This window comes from Flavobacterium undicola, from assembly GCF_009909155.2.
Lineage (GTDB): Bacteria > Bacteroidota > Bacteroidia > Flavobacteriales > Flavobacteriaceae > Flavobacterium > Flavobacterium undicola.
In genome coordinates this window covers 37,686-55,226 of sequence record NZ_JAAAPM020000022.1, presented here as the reverse complement: position 1 = coordinate 55,226, position 17,541 = coordinate 37,686, and the positions used below count along the sequence as shown (strand labels likewise).

General features: G+C 34.8%; 15 protein-coding genes. 6 read left to right on the top strand and 9 right to left on the bottom strand.

Going from position 1 to position 17,541, the window contains the following annotated elements; translation table 11 throughout:
* Nucleotides 1-167: 167 nt before the first annotated feature.
* Nucleotides 168-1,478, top strand: coding sequence for a ribosome biogenesis GTPase Der (gene der, locus GTZ96_RS13065; protein WP_161644358.1), 1,311 nt, complete (start codon nt 168-170; stop codon nt 1,476-1,478).
* Between the two features lie 20 nt (nt 1,479-1,498).
* Here der and GTZ96_RS13060 read toward each other — a convergent pair whose 3' ends face one another.
* Complete coding sequence (locus GTZ96_RS13060; RefSeq protein ID WP_161644357.1) at nt 1,499-1,996, bottom strand: dihydrofolate reductase; 498 nt, start codon at nt 1,994-1,996, stop codon at nt 1,499-1,501.
* Nucleotides 1,997-2,003: 7 nt separating this feature from the next.
* Nucleotides 2,004-2,339, bottom strand: coding sequence for a 2TM domain-containing protein (locus GTZ96_RS13055; protein ID WP_161644356.1), 336 nt, complete (start codon nt 2,337-2,339; stop codon nt 2,004-2,006).
* Between the two features lie 237 nt (nt 2,340-2,576).
* Between GTZ96_RS13055 and GTZ96_RS13050 the strand changes: the two genes are divergently transcribed.
* Nucleotides 2,577-2,873: an isoamylase early set domain-containing protein gene (locus tag GTZ96_RS13050; RefSeq protein ID WP_161644355.1), complete on the top strand. Its 297-nt coding sequence runs from the start codon at nt 2,577-2,579 to the stop codon at nt 2,871-2,873.
* 22 nt (nt 2,874-2,895) lie between these two features.
* Here GTZ96_RS13050 and GTZ96_RS13045 read toward each other — a convergent pair whose 3' ends face one another.
* From GTZ96_RS13045 to GTZ96_RS13030, 4 genes are all read right to left on the bottom strand, one after another.
* The gene (locus tag GTZ96_RS13045) at nt 2,896-3,720 is read right to left on the bottom strand and encodes a thymidylate synthase (RefSeq protein ID WP_161644354.1); all 825 of its coding nucleotides are present in this window, start codon (nt 3,718-3,720) and stop codon (nt 2,896-2,898) included.
* A gap of 63 nt (nt 3,721-3,783) precedes the next feature.
* Entirely contained in the window at nt 3,784-4,404 is a 621-nt protein-coding gene (locus tag GTZ96_RS13040; protein WP_161644353.1) for a bifunctional nuclease family protein, read from the bottom strand.
* A gap of 144 nt (nt 4,405-4,548) precedes the next feature.
* On the bottom strand, nt 4,549-5,517 hold the full coding sequence (locus tag GTZ96_RS13035) for an electron transfer flavoprotein subunit alpha/FixB family protein (RefSeq protein WP_161644352.1): 969 nt from the start codon (nt 5,515-5,517) through the stop codon (nt 4,549-4,551).
* A gap of 120 nt (nt 5,518-5,637) precedes the next feature.
* Entirely contained in the window at nt 5,638-6,384 is a 747-nt protein-coding gene (locus tag GTZ96_RS13030; RefSeq protein WP_161644351.1) for an electron transfer flavoprotein subunit beta/FixA family protein, read from the bottom strand.
* Between the two features lie 264 nt (nt 6,385-6,648).
* Between GTZ96_RS13030 and GTZ96_RS13025 the strand changes: the two genes are divergently transcribed.
* The 4 genes from GTZ96_RS13025 (at nt 6,649) to GTZ96_RS13010 (ending at nt 13,379) form a co-directional block, all read left to right on the top strand.
* A complete protein-coding gene (locus GTZ96_RS13025; RefSeq protein WP_161644378.1) occupies nt 6,649-7,626 on the top strand; it encodes a pyruvate dehydrogenase complex E1 component subunit beta in 978 nt (325 codons plus the stop codon).
* 69 nt (nt 7,627-7,695) lie between these two features.
* Nucleotides 7,696-10,185 (top strand): DUF5686 and carboxypeptidase-like regulatory domain-containing protein, encoded by a 2,490-nt coding sequence (locus GTZ96_RS13020; RefSeq protein ID WP_161644350.1) that lies wholly within the window; start codon nt 7,696-7,698, stop codon nt 10,183-10,185.
* Between the two features lie 92 nt (nt 10,186-10,277).
* On the top strand, nt 10,278-10,808 hold the full coding sequence (locus GTZ96_RS13015) for an inorganic diphosphatase (protein WP_161644349.1): 531 nt from the start codon (nt 10,278-10,280) through the stop codon (nt 10,806-10,808).
* 108 nt (nt 10,809-10,916) lie between these two features.
* Nucleotides 10,917-13,379 (top strand): sodium-translocating pyrophosphatase, encoded by a 2,463-nt coding sequence (locus GTZ96_RS13010; protein WP_161644377.1) that lies wholly within the window; start codon nt 10,917-10,919, stop codon nt 13,377-13,379.
* Nucleotides 13,380-13,448: 69 nt separating this feature from the next.
* Here GTZ96_RS13010 and GTZ96_RS13005 read toward each other — a convergent pair whose 3' ends face one another.
* From GTZ96_RS13005 to GTZ96_RS12995, 3 genes are all read right to left on the bottom strand, one after another.
* Complete coding sequence (locus GTZ96_RS13005; RefSeq protein WP_161644348.1) at nt 13,449-13,850, bottom strand: hypothetical protein; 402 nt, start codon at nt 13,848-13,850, stop codon at nt 13,449-13,451.
* 204 nt (nt 13,851-14,054) lie between these two features.
* The gene (locus GTZ96_RS13000; protein WP_161644347.1) at nt 14,055-14,669 is read right to left on the bottom strand and encodes a deoxynucleoside kinase; all 615 of its coding nucleotides are present in this window, start codon (nt 14,667-14,669) and stop codon (nt 14,055-14,057) included.
* A 227-nt stretch (nt 14,670-14,896) separates the two neighbouring features.
* Complete coding sequence (locus tag GTZ96_RS12995) at nt 14,897-17,455, bottom strand: TonB-dependent receptor (protein ID WP_161644346.1); 2,559 nt, start codon at nt 17,453-17,455, stop codon at nt 14,897-14,899.
* Nucleotides 17,456-17,541 lie beyond the last annotated feature (86 nt).

Genomic DNA, 17,541 nt, shown 5'->3' with positions numbered 1-17,541 from the left:
AATTACTGAATACTTAATGCTGCATACTGCAAACTAAAAGTGTACCTTTGCAAAAAATTAAAAATACTGTATTTTGGATAACAAGTGATTCGGTTTTAGGAAACTAGAATCTAAAATTTGAAATCTAAAACCTGCCTGTCGGCAGACAGGTCTAAAATTAAAAAAAAATGAATAACATTGTTGCGATAGTAGGAAGACCTAATGTGGGGAAATCAACCCTTTTTAATAGGCTGATACAAAGAAGAGAAGCTATTGTAGATTCGGTTTCGGGAGTTACCCGAGATAGAAACTACGGAAAAAGCGAGTGGAACGGAAAAGAGTTTTCTGTAATTGATACCGGTGGATATATTCGCGGATCAGATGACGTATTTGAAGGTGAAATTCGTAAACAAGTGGAACTTGCTATCGATGAGGCTGATGTTATTATTTTTGTGGTTGATGTAGAAGAGGGGATTACGCCAATGGATGAAACGGTGGCTAAATTGTTGCGTAAGGTAACAAAACCCGTTTTATTAGCTGTAAACAAGGTGGACAATGCCATGCGTGAAAAAGACGCAATTGAATTTTATAACCTTGGTTTAGGTGAATATTACACATTTGCCAGTATTTCAGGAAGTGGAACAGGAGATTTGCTAGATGCTTTAATTAAAGCTTTTCCTGAAAAACCAGAGCCAGTTCAGGAAGAAGTGGTTTTGCCACGTTTTGCAGTTGTAGGACGTCCTAATGCTGGAAAATCAAGTTTTATTAATGCACTTATTGGTAAAGACCGTTTTATGGTTACTGATATTGCAGGAACGACTCGTGATGCTATTGATACTAAATTTGACCGTTTTGGTTTCGAATTTAACTTGGTAGATACTGCGGGAATTCGTCGTAAGGCTAAGGTAAAGGAAGATTTAGAATTTTATTCGGTAATGCGTTCGGTACGTGCTATTGAACATGCTGATATTTGTATTCTGGTTATTGATGCGACTCGTGGATTTGAAGGGCAAGATCAAAGTATTTTTTGGTTGGCTGAAAAAAACCGCAAAGGAGTTGTGATTTTAGTAAACAAATGGGATTTGGTTGAAAAAGATACCATGTCAACCCGTGATTACGAAGAAAAAATCAAACAAGAATTAATGCCTTTTACAGATGTGCCCATTTTGTTCGTTTCTGCATTGACAAAACAACGTTTGTTGAAAGCACTAGAAGCTACGGTAAAAGTGTATGAAAACAGACAACAACGTATTCCTACTTCAAAATTCAACGAATATATGTTGAAAGTAATTGAAGCTTATCCGCCACCGGCAACAAAAGGAAAATATGTGAAAATTAAATATTGTATGCAGTTGCCATCGCCAACACCTCAGTTTGTGTTTTTTGCCAACTTGCCACAGTATGTAAAAGAACCATACAAACGTTACCTTGAGAATAAAATTAGAGAAAACTGGGATCTCTCAGGTGTTCCAATAGATATCTATATTAGAGAAAAATAAAAAATAAAAAAACCACTTCATTACGAAGTGGTTTTTTGTTTTCTGATGTAAGTGTCATAACTATAATCATAAAGATGTTTCTCGTCTTTGGGTTGAAAATCGCTTTGGACTAATTCCCAATCTTCCAGTTTTATTTCAGGGAAAAAAGCATCGGCTTCAAAATTATGATGCACCACAGTAAGTTCAATTTTATCTGAAAAAGGCATCGCTAATTGGTAAATCTCACCTCCGCCAATGATGAAAGAATCTTCTCCTTTTGGGCATTTTTCAATTGCTTTTTCGATGCTATCTACCACAATGCAACCTTCGGCCTGGTAATTAGATTGACGGGTAATTATAATGTGTGTACGATTAGGTAATGGCTTAGGGAAACTTTCAAAAGTTTTTCTTCCCATGATGATATGATGTCCAGTAGTTAGGCTTTTAAATCTTTTGAAATCGTTAGGTAAATGCCAAATCAATTGGTTGTCTTTTCCTAGTGCCTTGTTCTGGGCGGCAGCAGCAATCATTGTAATCATTATTGTTTTATTTAGTAGGAGGTTCTTCGTTTATATGATTGCTTAGTTCGGCTATTTTTTTTTCTTGCAATGCAACCAATCGGTCAATTTGTTCTCTTTCCCAGTTTTTATTCATGAAACGATCGGTTATGAAAACTTTGATAAAGTGTAAAATAAATATAAATAACCAAGCTGTAATTATCCAAATGTGCCAATTTGCATCTTCGTTAAAGTGAAAAACTTTAGTAGAAACAAATAGAAATAAGCTAGCTAAAAACAATAAAACGAAATGAAAATAAACTATTCTTTTTTGTTTTATACGTTTTCGGGCATATTCGTATAATTCATGTTGTTCGGTTTTCATAGGTTAATTTTTTGTTTATAAAGATAAAATTTAATTTGGAAATGCTTGTTAGTAGTAAAGAATTTTTAGAATTAAGTCTGGGCCTTTTTTGTTTTTTGAAAATATAATCCTCCAAAATTTGACGAATTGGTTGGTTTTTAACATTTTATTAAGCATTATCCTAAAACTTACTTTTGGGTATTTAAACTTCGAATAAATTGATTTACTTTGTCTCATAAATCTAAAAATGAAATAGTTATGTCGATTAAAAAACAATTCATAAAGTCAAAACCAGTTTGTAAAGTTACATTTTCTATTGAGGCTAAAGAAGCAGCTCAAGTTGCTGTTGTTGGTGATTTCAACAATTGGAATGCTGAAGAAGGTACTTTAAGTAAATTAAAAAATGGAACCTTTAAAGGAACTTTTGATTTAGATAAGGATGCTGCTTACGAATTCAAATACTTAGTTGATGGAGAATATATCAACGATAGTGAAGCAGATTCTTTGAAATGGAATGAATTTGCAGGTACAGAAAATAGCGTTTTAGAGGTTTAATCTAAAACGCTTTTTTTATAATTTAAACAGCTACGCTTCCTTTTATACTTTCGTGTGGTTCATAACCTACGAGTGTAAAATCGCTGTAATCAAAATCGAAGATGTTTTTTATCGCTGGATTTAAGATCATTTTTGGTAATGGTCTTGGTTCGCGCGATAATTGCAATTGAACTTGGTCAAAATGATTGTTGTAAATGTGTGCGTCACCAAAAGTATGGATGAAATCTCCAGGCTCTAAGTCGCATACTTGTGCAATCATCATGGTTAATAGTGCGTAAGAAGCAATGTTGAATGGAACACCTAAAAAGATGTCGGCACTTCTTTGATAGAGTTGGCATGACAGTTTTCCGTCGGCTACATAGAATTGAAAGAAAGCATGACATGGAGGCAGCGCAGCTTTGTTATTGGCTACGTTTTCTTCAAATGACTTTGTAGTATCTGGTAAAACCGAAGGATTCCATGCCGAAACTAGCATTCTGCGGCTATTAGGATTGGTTTTTAATTCTTTGATTAAATCAGAAATCTGATCGATTTCTTCGCTATTCCAGTTGCGCCATTGATGCCCATAAACGGGGCCTAAATCGCCATTTCCATCTGCCCAGGCATCCCAAATTTTTACTCCATTCTCTTTTAGATAACTAATATTAGTTTCACCTTTTAAAAACCATAGCAATTCGTAAATAATAGATTTAAGATGTAGTTTTTTAGTGGTAACCATTGGAAAACCTTCACTTAAATCAAAACGCATTTGGTAACCAAAAACACTTTTAGTTCCAGTTCCAGTTCGGTCACCTTTTTGGCAGCCGTTTTCCATAACGTGTTGTACTAAATCTAGATATTGCTTCATTGAATATGGTAATTTTTGTATTTGGTTATTGCTAATTAACAAATAGCCAAACTAAGGATTGAACTAAGATTCTCTTTTTGAAATTTCGTCTCTTATTTTAGCTGCTTTTTCGTAATCTTCTTGTTCTACTGCCTGAATTAATAAATCATTTAATTCTTGAAGGCTGTATTTTATATAAGCACGACCGCTTTCGGCTTCGGCAGTAAAAGATTCTGGATTCGAAATAATATCATCTATCGGCTGATTTTCTGTGTCAGATTCTGATGGATTTGTTTTTAGGTAAATACCTGCTTTATCCAGAATGTTTTTATAGGTAAAAATAGGAGCATTAAAACGCAGGGCTAATGCGATAGCATCAGAAGTTCTGGCGTCTATTATTTCTTCTATTTTGTCCCTTTCACAAATGATACTGGAGTAAAATACGCCGTCAACTAGTTTGTGGATAATGACTTGTTTGACAACGATATCAAATCGTTCTGCAAAATTTTTGAACAAATCATGAGTTAATGGACGCGGTGGTTTTATTTCTTTTTCTAATGCAATAGCAATGGATTGGGCTTCGAAAGCTCCTATGACTATAGGTAGTTTTCTTTCGCCGTCTACTTCATTCAAAATCAAAGCGTAGGCTCCATTTTGTGTTTGGCTATATGAAATTCCTTTTATGGATAATTTGACTAAGCTCATAATTGTTGAAATGAAAATGTAGTTTTTTAATTTTTGGATTCTTTTAAACTAATATTAGGTTGCAATATTAATTAAAAAATCTGCCAATAAGCAAAGATACGATTATCTTATTTTATTGGACAGATATTTTTATAAGCATTTAAATTATGCGTTTTGCGCCTTAAATACTTTTAGTTTTTCGATTAATCTTGGTACAACATCAAAAGCATCACCTACAATTCCGTAATCGGCTACTTTAAAGAAAGGAGCTTCAGGGTCAGTATTGATAACCACTTTTACTTTTGAAGCATTGATTCCGGCAATGTGTTGAATAGCACCAGAAATTCCTATTGCAATGTATAGGTTTGTAGCTACTGGTTTTCCTGTTTGACCTACGTGTTCAGCGTGTGGTCTCCAACCTAAGTCAGAAACTGGTTTAGAACAAGCTGTTGCAGCTCCTAAAACGGCAGCTAAATCTTCAATTAAATTCCAGTTTTCAGGACCTTTTAATCCGCGTCCGCCAGAAACTACAATATCAGCATCGGCAATAGATACTTTTCCTGAAGATTTCTCAACTGATTCTACTTTTATTCCAAAATCATTGTCTCCAATGCTTGGGTTGAAGGCTTCTTCTGCTAGAGTTGATGCGTTTTCGAAAAGACCATAAGAGTTTTTAGCTAAGCCAATTACTTTTATGTCGGTATTGATTTCGGTTATGTTGAAAGCTTTGTTTGAAAAAGCATTTCTTTTTACTTGAAAAGGAGCCGTGCTTACCGGTAATCCTACTACGTTTGATGCAAAACCAGCTTCTAAGTTTACCGCTACCAGCGAAGAAAGATAAATACTGTCTGTGCTGGAAGATAAGATAACTAGTTTTGTATTTTCTTGTTGAGCTGCTTGTTTGATAACGTCAGCATAAGCTTTGGCATTAAATCCGGCTAGCTTGTCGTTGTTTACTTTTAATACTTTATCGACTCCGTATTTTGATAATTCAGAAACGTTTTCAGTGTTTATAGTTAAGGCAGTTACGGTCGTTCCTAGAGATTCAGCTACTTTTTTTGCGTAAGAAGCAATTTCGAATGCTACTTTTTTAAATTTCCCTTCGGCTGACTCGGCATATATTAATATTGACATGATGATTTTAGATTTTAGATCCTCTCCCCAGCCCTCTCCAAAGGAGAGGGAGCAAGGACGAGATTGTTGTTGTTTTATTTGTTTTCTAATTCCCCCTCCTTCGGAGGGGTTAGGGGAGGATTAAATTACTTTAGCCTCGTTGTGCAACAAATTAATTAATTCGTCTAAATTATCTGGAGAAATCATTTTTATTGCTGATTTTGGAGCAGGTTTTTCAAATTTTACTGCTTTTGTATTTATTGCAACGTCAATTGGTTCAACAACGTTTAATACTTTTGTTCTGGCAGTCATAATTCCTCTCATGTTTGGAATACGCAAATCTTTTTCTTCTACAAGTCCTTTTTGACCACCAATAATTAATGGTAATGAAGTAGAGATCGTTTCTTTTCCTCCGTCAATTTCGCGAACTGCTTTTACGTTTGTACCCTCAACAGTAATGTTAATACAAGAATTCAGGAAGTTGTATCCTAAAATACCGGCAATCATTCCAGGAACCATTCCTCCGTTGTAATCTAAAGATTCTTTTCCGGCAATGACTAAATCGTAAGTTCCTGTTTTTATTACTTCGGCTAATTGTTTGGCAACAAAAAATCCGTCAGTAGGAGTGGCATTGATACGAATGGCTTCGTTTGCTCCAATGGCCAAAGCTTTTCTTAATGTAGGTTCGGTTTCCGGACCACCTACGTTTACTACAGTTACAGTAGCGCCTTGTTGTTCTTGGAACCAAATGGCACGTGTTAATCCAAATTCGTCATTAGGATTGATTACATATTGTACGCCGTTAGTATCAAATTCGGTATCACCATTAGTAAAGTTAATTTTTGAGGTAGTATCAGGAACATGACTGATGCAAACTAGTATTTTCATGTTTGGATATTTTATAAATTTCGTAGATTGAGTTACAAAATTAGAATAATATTTCGAATAATTAGTTATCAATACCTACTTACCGATGATACTAAATAGTTTTTGTTTGTTTAATATTGGTAAAATAAGAGTGGAAATACGATATATTCACATACCGATGGTAAGATGTTAGAATTTAGGACGGATTATTTAAGCTAAATTGTGCTTTAAATGGTTTTAAATATTTATTTTTGCTCTTCAGAAAATTCAACATACAATATAAATATGAGAACAATACAATTTAGAGAGGCCATTTGCGAAGCGATGAGCGAAGAAATGCGTCACGATGAATCCATATATTTAATGGGCGAAGAAGTTGCAGAATACAATGGAGCATACAAAGCTTCAAAAGGAATGCTAGCTGAATTTGGCGAAAAAAGAGTAATCGATACTCCAATTGCTGAGCTTGGTTTTACAGGAATTGCAGTAGGTTCAGCAATGAACGGATGTCGTCCTATTGTAGAATATATGACTTTCAACTTCTGTTTAGTTGGTATTGATCAAATTATAAATAACGCTGCTAAAATGCGTCAAATGACAGGAGGACAATTTAATGTGCCTATCGTTTTTCGTGGACCAACTGCTTCTGCAGGGCAATTAGGAGCTACACACTCTCAAGCTTTAGAAAACTGGTTTGCTAACACTCCAGGTTTAAAAGTTATCGTTCCTTCAACTCCTTACGATGCTAAAGGACTTTTGAAATCAGCTATTCGTGATAATGATCCTGTGATTTTTATGGAATCAGAGCAAATGTATGGTGACAAAGGAGAAGTTCCAGAAGGTGAATATACTATTCCAATTGGAGTTGCTGATATTAAAAGAGAAGGAACTGATGTAACAATTGTTTCTTTTGGAAAAATTATCAAAGAAGCTTTTATTGCTGCTGATGAATTAGCTAAGGAAGGAATTTCTTGTGAAGTTATCGATTTGAGAACGGTTCGTCCAATGGATAATGAAGCGATTTTAAAATCAGTTAAAAAAACAAACCGTTTGGTAATTCTTGAGGAAGCTTGGCCATTTGCAAGTATTTCTTCTGAGATTACTTATATTGTTCAAGAACAGGCATTTGATTTCCTTGATGCACCAATTCAAAGAATTACAACTGCTGATGCTCCAGCACCTTATTCTCCTGTATTATTGAAAGATTGGTTGCCAAATGCAGCTGATGTTGTAAAAGCAGTAAAGAAAGTATTGTATAAATAATACATAATAAATACTATTAGGGCTTCATCTTACGTTAGTTTGATGAAGCTTTTTTTTTAAATCTACTATATGAATAAGAAGTACCTATTTTTAGCTCTGTTTTTTATATTGTCTGTCTTTACAACACTTTTTGCTCAAACAAAAGTGAGTGGTATAGTGGTAGATAAATCAAATCAACCAGTTCCTTTTGCTAATATTGTTTTAAAAGGTTCGAATACAGGTACGATGTCTAATGAAGACGGACGTTTTTATATAGAATCTCCTAATACTTACACTACTTTAATAGTTACTTCGGTAGGTTTTTCGGATAGGGAAGTTACATTAGAGAAAACGGTTAATTATAATTTTAAGGTGCTGCTTAAAGAAGTCGAAGTGCTAAAAGAGGTGGTTATTTATACCGGAAAAACATCAAAAAAGAAAAATCCTGCATTGGATATTCTTAGAAAAATTTGGGAAAGAAAACGAAAAAACGGACTTTACCTGTTTGATCAATACCAAATGGAGAAGTACGAAAAAGTAGAATTCGATATGAATACTATTGATAGTGCTTTTATGAAAAAGAAACTCTTCAAAGGAATGGAGTTTGTTTTTAAGCATATCGATACGTCAAGAGTTACGGGAAAAACCTATCTGCCTATTTTTATAAATGAATCTTTATCGGATGTTTATGGAAATAATAAATTGAAGAAAGTAAAAGAGAAGCTAAAAGCCAATAAGAATTCTGGATTTAGTGATAATCAGCAAATTTTATCTTTTGTAAAAGACTTGTATTCTGATTATGATATTTACAATAATCACCTTACTTTTTTTGATAAAAGTTTTACCAGTCCATTGTCAAAAACAGGGATTGATGTTTATAATTACATTCTTAGAGATAGTGCTTTTATTGATAAAAAATGGTGTTATAACATTTTGTTTTATCCAAGACGTAAAAACGAATTGACTTTTAAAGGTGATTTTTGGGTAAACGATACCACTTTTGCTATCAAAAAAATTAATATGGCCGTGACTAAAAGTGCCAATATTAACTGGGTAAAAGACATTTATATCGAACAGGAATTTGAGGTAGAAAACGATTCTGTTTTCCTGCTTACCCGTGATTATATGATGTCGGATTTTGCTTTGAATAAAAAAGACGAATCCAAAGGAGTTTATGGAAAACGTACCACCTTATATCAAAATCATAAGTTTAATGTCGAAAAACCAGCTGCTTTTTATAAAGATGAAGTCAATTATATAGACAATGAAGTTTATAATAAATCAGACAAATACTGGGAAGATAATCGATTCGAGAATTTAAATAAAGACGAGAAAGGTGTTTATAAAATGCTCGATACCTTGCAAACAGTCAAGAAATTTAGGCAATTGTATAACTTAGTTTCTATTCTGGGAAGTGGTTATGTTCAGTTTGGTCATTTTGATTATGGACCTATATTTTCCACTTTTGGATACAATCAAGTGGAAGGAATCCGAATTAGAACAGGAGGAAGGACTTATTTTGGGCCTAATGATCCTTGGCGTCTTCAAGGGTATACTGCTTATGGTTTTGATGATAATAAGTTCAAATATGGTTTGTCAGGTAAATGGATGGTTGATAAGAAAAATCGAATCATTATTTCAGGAGGAAATAGGAGAGATGTGGAGCAAATAGGTGCCAGCTTAACAACAACAAACGATGTTTTAGGCAGGAGTTTTGCTTCGTCTTCATTGTTTTCAACTAGTAGTAATGGGAAGTTGACGAATATTAATTTGTCCAATCTGGCTGTCGAAATGGAACCGGTAAAAAACTTGATGTTTCAGGTGGGATTCTCCTATAGAACACTGGAATCAGCATCAGACGTCTTTAGTTTGGATTATTATACTGATGCAACGCAAACAACTACCAGAAGCGAAGTAAAACAATCAGAAGTTAATCTTCAAGTAGAGTTAACTCCTAAACGAAAAATGATTGGTTACGGAGTGGAAAGAAACACTGTTGATAGTCCTTTTAGCCGTTTTTATGTTAATTATAGTCATGGTTTTAAAGGTTTGTTGGATAGTGATTTTGATTATGATAAGCTACAATTGTACTATAAACAACCTGTTATTATTGGGCCTTTAGGGCGTTCCAATGTTGTTTTAGAAGTAGGAAAAACTTTTGGTATCATTCCGTTAGGTTTAATGAGTGTGATTCCCGGGAATCAATCTTATTCTTCTATAGATAACACCTTTAGCAATCTTAATTTTTATGAGTTTGTTGCTGATCAATATGCTACGCTACAATGGGAGCATAATTTTGGAGGACGTTTATTCTCAAGAATTCCTTTTATGAGAAAATTAAATTGGCGGGAAATTGTGGGAGCAAGAGGGGTTTATGGAACTGTTTCGAATGCGAGTAAAGCCATCAATGCTTCGGGATTGATTTATACTGCCCCGGAAGATGTTTATTGGGAATACAGTGCCGGAATTGGGAATATTTTTAAGGTATTCCGAATCGATTTTACCTGGAGAGGAAATTATTTAAGCACTCCAGATGCACAGAAGTTTTCAGTGAAAGGTTCATTTGGTTTTTATTTCTAAAAATGATGAAATCTAAAACAAATGTTTTGCTATAAATAAGGATTTAAATTACTTTTGTGTCCAAATAAATTCAATTTAAGACAATAAATAAAATGACTGCAGACAAAATAAACACTTTCGATGTTTTAATCGAAATTCCAAGAGGAAGTAGAAATAAGTATGAGTACGATTTCGAAATTAAAAGAATGCGTTTTGATAGAATGTTATTCTCTTCAATGATGTATCCGGCTGATTATGGGTTTATTCCAGAAACATTAGCTTTAGACGGAGATCCTCTTGATGTATTGGTATTGATAAATGAACCAACTTTTCCTGGATGTGTTATAGAAGTAAAACCAATTGGGGTTTTCCACATGGCAGATGATAAAGGACCAGATGAGAAAATTATTTGTGTACCAGTTTCAGATCCAATTTGGAATTCATTAAATGATTTGTCAGATATTAATCCACACTTATTAAAAGAAATTGAGCATTTCTTCCAAGTATATAAAGATCTTGAAAACAAACAAGTAGATGTAGAAGGTTGGGGAGATTTGAGTGAGGCGAAAGCGATTATCAAAGAGTGTACGGATCGTTTTGATGCAATTGAAAACAAACCAGAGGGATTATTTAGCATTAAATAATTTTAGCCCTCATAATTATAAAAAAAGCAATACTCCGTTAAGAGTATTGCTTTTTTGTTTAAATTCGTTTGTATACTATTGATTGATAACCTTAACCAAAACGAATTTATGAATACAATTATGATTTGGGTGCCTGTTTTCATGGCATTGATTGGACTTGCTTTTATGTTTTTAAAAAGAGCCTGGGTTTTAAAACAAGATGCCGGTGACGGCAAAATGGCTTCAATCTCTGATTATATTTATGAAGGAGCTCTGGCTTTCCTAAAAGCCGAATATCGATTACTGGCCTTTTTTGTTTTTTTTGCCAGTATAGCTCTGGCCGGGATTACTTTCTTACCTGGAGTTAAAACACATTTATTAATTGTAGTCGCTTTTGTTATTGGTGCTTTCTTTTCTGCTCTTGCAGGGAATATGGGAATGAGAATTGCAACTAAAACTAATGTCAGAACCACACAGGCAGCTCGTACTAGTTTACCACAAGCTTTAAAAGTTTCTTTTGGAGGAGGAACGGTAATGGGATTAGGTGTAGCTGGTTTGGCAGTTTTAGGTTTAACTTCCTTTTTTATTTTCTTTTATCATTTTTTCATGGGCGGTACTTGGACTTCTACTGAGGATATGACCATTGTTTTGGAAACTTTAGCAGGTTTCTCTTTAGGAGCCGAATCTATAGCTTTGTTTGCTCGTGTAGGTGGTGGTATTTATACCAAAGCTGCCGATGTAGGTGCGGATTTAGTGGGTAAGGTTGAAGCTGGAATTCCAGAAGATGACCCTCGTAATCCCGCTACAATTGCTGATAATGTTGGTGATAACGTTGGGGATGTTGCAGGTATGGGAGCTGATTTATTTGGCTCTTATGTAGCGACTGTTTTGGCTGCTATGGTTTTAGGAAATTATGTTATAAAAGATATGGGGGGAAATATTCAAGATGCTTTTGGCGGAATTGGGCCTATTTTGTTGCCAATGTCCATTGCGGGTTTTGGAATTTTGTTTTCCATCATCGGGACAATGTTAGTTAAGATTTCAGATGATAATGCTAAAGAAGCACAAGTGCAAAAAGCTCTTAATATAGGGAATTGGGTCGCTATTGCTTTAACGGCTGTGAGTTGTTTCTTTTTAGTACAATATATGTTACCAGAAACCATGAAGATGGAGTTTTTTGGCGAAGGAAGTCAGGAAATTTCATCGATGCGAGTTTTTTATGCCACTATTATCGGATTAATAGTAGGGGGAGTGATTTCATCGGTTACGGAATATTACACCGGTTTAGGGACAAAACCAGTTATGGCGATTGTTCAAAAATCGAGTACGGGAGCTGGAACTAATGTAATTGCGGGTTTAGCAACGGGAATGATTTCGACATTTCCAACGGTTTTATTGTTTGCAGCGGCCATTTGGACTTCTTATGCTTTAGCTGGTTTTTATGGAGTGGCGCTGGCTGCTTCAGCTATGATGGCCACAACGGCCATGCAATTAGCTATTGATGCTTTCGGGCCCATTTCAGATAATGCGGGAGGAATAGCTGAAATGAGCGAATTACCTAAAGAAGTACGTACTAGAACTGATATTTTGGATTCGGTTGGAAATACAACTGCAGCAACTGGAAAAGGATTCGCAATAGCTTCGGCAGCACTGACATCATTGGCTTTATTTGCAGCTTATGTTACTTTTACAGGAATTGACGGAATTAATATTTTTAAAGCACCCGTTTTAGCCATGTTATTTGTAGGCGGAATGATTCCGGTAGTTTTTTCAGCATTAGCTATGAGTTCTGTTGGGAAAGCTGCTATGGATATGGTGTATGAAGTGCGTCGTCAGTTCAAGGAAATTCCGGGAATTATGGAGGGAACGGCAAAACCTGAATATGCAAAATGTGTGGATATTTCGACCAAAGCCGCTTTACGCGAAATGATGTTGCCAGGAGTTTTGACTATTGGTTTTCCTATTGCGATTGTTTTACTGGGTAAATTAGTTTATGGTAGCAATAATCAGTTGATTGCTGAAATGCTTGGAGGTTATATGGCTGGAGTTACTGTTTCGGGAGTACTTTGGGCTGTTTTTCAAAACAATGCTGGGGGTGCTTGGGACAATGCCAAAAAATCTTTTGAAGCAGGAGTAATGATTAATGGAGAAATGACCTATAAAGGATCTGACGCACACAAAGCAGCGGTAACAGGAGATACGGTGGGCGATCCCTTCAAAGATACTTCCGGGCCTTCGATGAATATTTTGATTAAACTAAGCTGTTTGATTGGTCTTGTAATTGCGCCAATTTTAGGTAACGGAAGTCATACTATTTCTGATATAGCGTCTTGTTGTGTGGCTTCAGGGAAATGTACCTCAATGTCAGCAGAAGAATGTAAAGCAAAAGGCTGTACAAATAAAACCTGTGAATACATGAATGCAGGAGCAATGTCGACTCATATGATGTCTAAAGAAGTTTCAATTCAAAAAACAAATGTTGATGGAAAAGTTAAAGCTACGATTAAAACAACCGTAAATGGTAAAGTGGATATTCAGAATTTTGAAGGAACTGATGCAGAAGTTCAGGCAAAAATCGATGCTTTGAAATAATACTCATAATGTATTTGTGTCTAGTAAACGTTTTATTTAGTGTGTGTTACGAATGTGTTTCCAGGATATTCAATAGCCCCAATTACCCCAATTAGCACCCAAATCAGAAAGTTCTATAGCTGCAACAACTAAGAGAACAGTCCCTACAGAACCAACGACAATCGCAACATTTCCTATTGTTGTTGCTGTTTTGTCCAGAACACGTATTGTTTTTAGATCATTTTCGGTTAAAGGTATTTTTTCAATTCCACCTCTAGTTTTTATGCGGCCGTAATATATACCGTCAATTTGTTCAATCCTGATAAATTTGAGTTTTGTATTGTCAACTTTAACAACTAAAACTTTTCTATCCGCAGTTACAGCCTCGTCTAAAGTCACAGGCGTTTTTTTATAAACGCTACAGCTTTGCAGAATAAGCGCAATAACTAGTAAAAAACAAACAGTTTTGCTTTTTAAGTTGATGTGTCTCATGATTTTTAGATTTTAATTAATAATCAGAAAAACCAATTGATTAGTGTTTTTTATGTATGATAAATTAAGGGGAATCAAAACAAATCAATTTCAAGATATATTTTGATGCTAATGTATTGATTTGTAAAGGTAGTGAAAATAAAAAATGCCTTGCTATTGCGAGGCATTTTTTAGTTATATGAAAAAGTTTAAACGAATAGGTGTTTAAAACAATCCGTTTAGTTCGGCATTAATTCTTTCTATAATATTTCCTAAATCTTCAGGATTGTCAACAAAGTTAATTTTGTCTACATCTATAATTAGTAATTTTCCTTTGTTGTAGGTATGAATCCATGCTTCGTAGCGTTCGTTCAAACGACTCAAATAATCAATCGAAATGGAGTTTTCATATTCACGTCCGCGTTTATGAATTTGTCCCACTAAATTAGGGATAGAACTTCTTAGGTAGATTAATAAATCGGGTGCTTTCACTGTAGATTCCATTAATTCAAAAAGAGTGGAATAATTCTGGAAATCACGATTGGTCATTAAACCCATCGCATAAAGGTTAGGGGCAAAAATATAAGCATCTTCGTAGATGGTTCGATCTTGAATGACTTTTTTCCCGCTTTCGCGAATTTGCATCACTTGACGAAAACGACTGTTCAAGAAATAGATTTGAAGGTTAAAAGACCAACGTTCCATTTGATGGTAAAAATCGTCTAGATAAGGATTGTCTACTACATCTTCATAATGCGGTTCCCATTTAAAGTGTTTGGATAGTAAAGCGGTTAATGTGGTTTTTCCTGATCCTATATTTCCAGCTACTGCTATGTGCATTATGTTGTTACAGTTTTATAATTTGTATTTTACTTTTGATGTAAAAATAGAAAAAAAATAGTCTTTATAGTAGGGAATTTGAACGATTTTAAATTTTGTTTAAGCTTGTGTGTTTTATGATTTTATAAGTGGCTCTAAAATAGATTGAGAGATCTTATCTTGAATTAATTAAAAAAGCCCTCTCAAAATAGTATTGAGAAGGCTTCTTTCAGTTAGAAAATTTGAATTTATAATGAATATTTCAAAGTGATACCATATGTTCTTTGGTCACCTAATACTCCAGCATAGTGTCCAGCATTTCCACCAGCAGGTAATAATTGTTCGTAATAATCTTTATTCAAAAGGTTACGACCCCATACTGAAATAGATAATCCTTCTGATGTACGGAAACCAAGACGACCATTAAAAATAGCATAACCGTCAACGATTAGGTATTTTGAAGCTGATGGGCTTGATGAGAATTCAGAACGAGCATATGAATCAGCTGCTACGAAGAATTTACCTAAATTTCCAAAGAATTTTGCTTTTTTAGAATATTCTCCACCTAAGCTTCCTGCCCATTTTGAAACACCAGGTAAATCACTTCCAGAAACATCTTTAAATGCAACCTGAACTCCATTAACAGTAGCTCCAGTTTCTTCTAAAGGAAGAGGTGCATTTGTAAATTTAACATATTTACCATCACTATAAGTTGCAGCTGCATTGAAGCTAAAGTGTTTGTTTACTGTAAAGCTAGCATCAAGTTCAGCACCTCTTACACGTACTTTATCTGCATTAGCAAGATATCCACGATTTACACCTAACTCAGCCGCTTGAACGTTTGTTTGGTAGTCTGTAATATCAGTATTAAAGAAAGTTACGTTTAAAATAGCGTTGTTAAAAGGCGATGTTTTTGCGCCAATTTCATAGTGATTTACTTTTTCAGGTTTGATTACTGCATGATCAATATCTGGTTGACCATTAACGGTAGGAAGTCCTGCTACGTTAACTCCAACAGGTTTGTAACTTTTTGCATAAGTAGCATAAGCATTGATTTTGTCAGATGCTTTATAAGATACAGTTAAGTTTCCTGAAAAGTCAGTAGCATCAGTATCTTTTGCAAAGCTTTGGTCAGTATATACTAATTTTTTCAGAGCAATAAGTTCTGGATCGTTTGTTTGTAATCCTCCGTATGTTGTACGGTTGTAATCAGCATCTTTTTTATCGAAATTGTATCTTACACCAGGTAATACATGTAAACCTTCTGTGATTTCCCAGTCTAATTGACCAAATACAGCAGCACTAATTGAATGTATACTAGCATTAGTTTTTATTCCGTATCCTTCAAAAAGGCCTGGAGTTTTCCATTTTGCGCTAGTGGTGCTTTGAGAAAAACGCCATTGTGCACTTCCTGATTCTTCTGTACCTTTAGTTTTTGATGTTTGATCAATGAAGAATATTCCACCTACAGCAGTTAACTTAGATGAGATTTGTCCCGCATAACGAAGTTCTTGCGTAAATTGTGTTTGTCTTGATGGATTTTGTGATTTAGCCAATACTTGTAAACCTGTAAAGTCTCTGTCATTAGAAGGATCCCAAGTCCAAAAACGCCAAGCAGTTGTTGAGGTAAGTGTTCCTTGTCCAATTTTAGTATCAATATTTAGAGAGGCTCCACCTAAATCCTGTCCTGAACGCCATGATGTATCATGGTCAATTTTACGGTCAAAAGCATTAGTGCTTGGTAATTGGTATCCTAAATCAGCAATGATTGCGTTAAATTGGCGGTAAGCTGCTCTTTGAGTAGGCGCAACACCAGCAACAACTTGAGCATATCCATCAGGACGTTGTGTCGTGATATCCGCTGAGAACAATACGTTTGTATTCTCTGAAGGAACATAAAGTAATTGTCCTCTAATTCCTTGATTATTTAATGTGTTAGTTGCTCTTCCTGTTGCAACATTATCAATTAAACCGTCACGTTGTGTACCAGAGAAAGAGATACGACCTGCAAGTTTTTTGCTTAATGCTCCAGTTACAGAAGCTTTAGCTTGCAAGAAAGCATAGTTTCCATAACTTACTTCAAAGTCAGCACTTGGAGTGAAACTTGGTCTTCTGGTTGTAATATTAAAAGCTCCGGCAGTAGTGTTTTTTCCAAATAATGTTCCTTGTGGTCCACGTAGTACTTCTATTTGACTTACGTCAATAAAATCTAGTGTGGTAGCAGCTGGACGAGCATAATATACTCCATCCACATAAAAACCAACACCTGGATCGATCCCATCATTGGTAAGTCCAAAAGGAGAACCTAGACTACGAATGTTAATCCCTGTGTTTCTTGGATTAGATGAATACAATTGTACTGATGGAATCAATTCTTTAATTCTGTTTACGTTGAAAGCACCTGCTTGTTCCGCTTGTTTCCCGCTAACTACTGAAATTGGAATAGGTACGTTTTGTGCTTTTTCAATTCGACGTCTGGAAGAAATTACTACCTCTGCCAGTTTGTTGTCTTCTATTAATAGAATATTAAGTAGTGTAGAAGGAATTGCAGTAAGTACTATTTTCTCTGTTTTGTATCCAGTGTATTGTACTAATAGTGTTAATGGAAGTCTTCCTTGAGAATCGATATTGAAATCTCCATTCTTGTCAGTAGTTGCATTAATTTTTGTACCGTTAATGATAACATTCGCTGATTCTAATGGAATGTTATCGTTGTTATTAATATGCCCGTTAATGGTTTGAGCAAATGTGCTTGAAACGCCTAGTAATAAAATCGTTGTAAATATGTTTTTTATAGTTGTCTTCATTGTTTATTTATTATGTATGTTATATGTAATTAGTAGAATTTAAAATTAATTTTTTTTACCAACACATACACATCATAGAATAATTA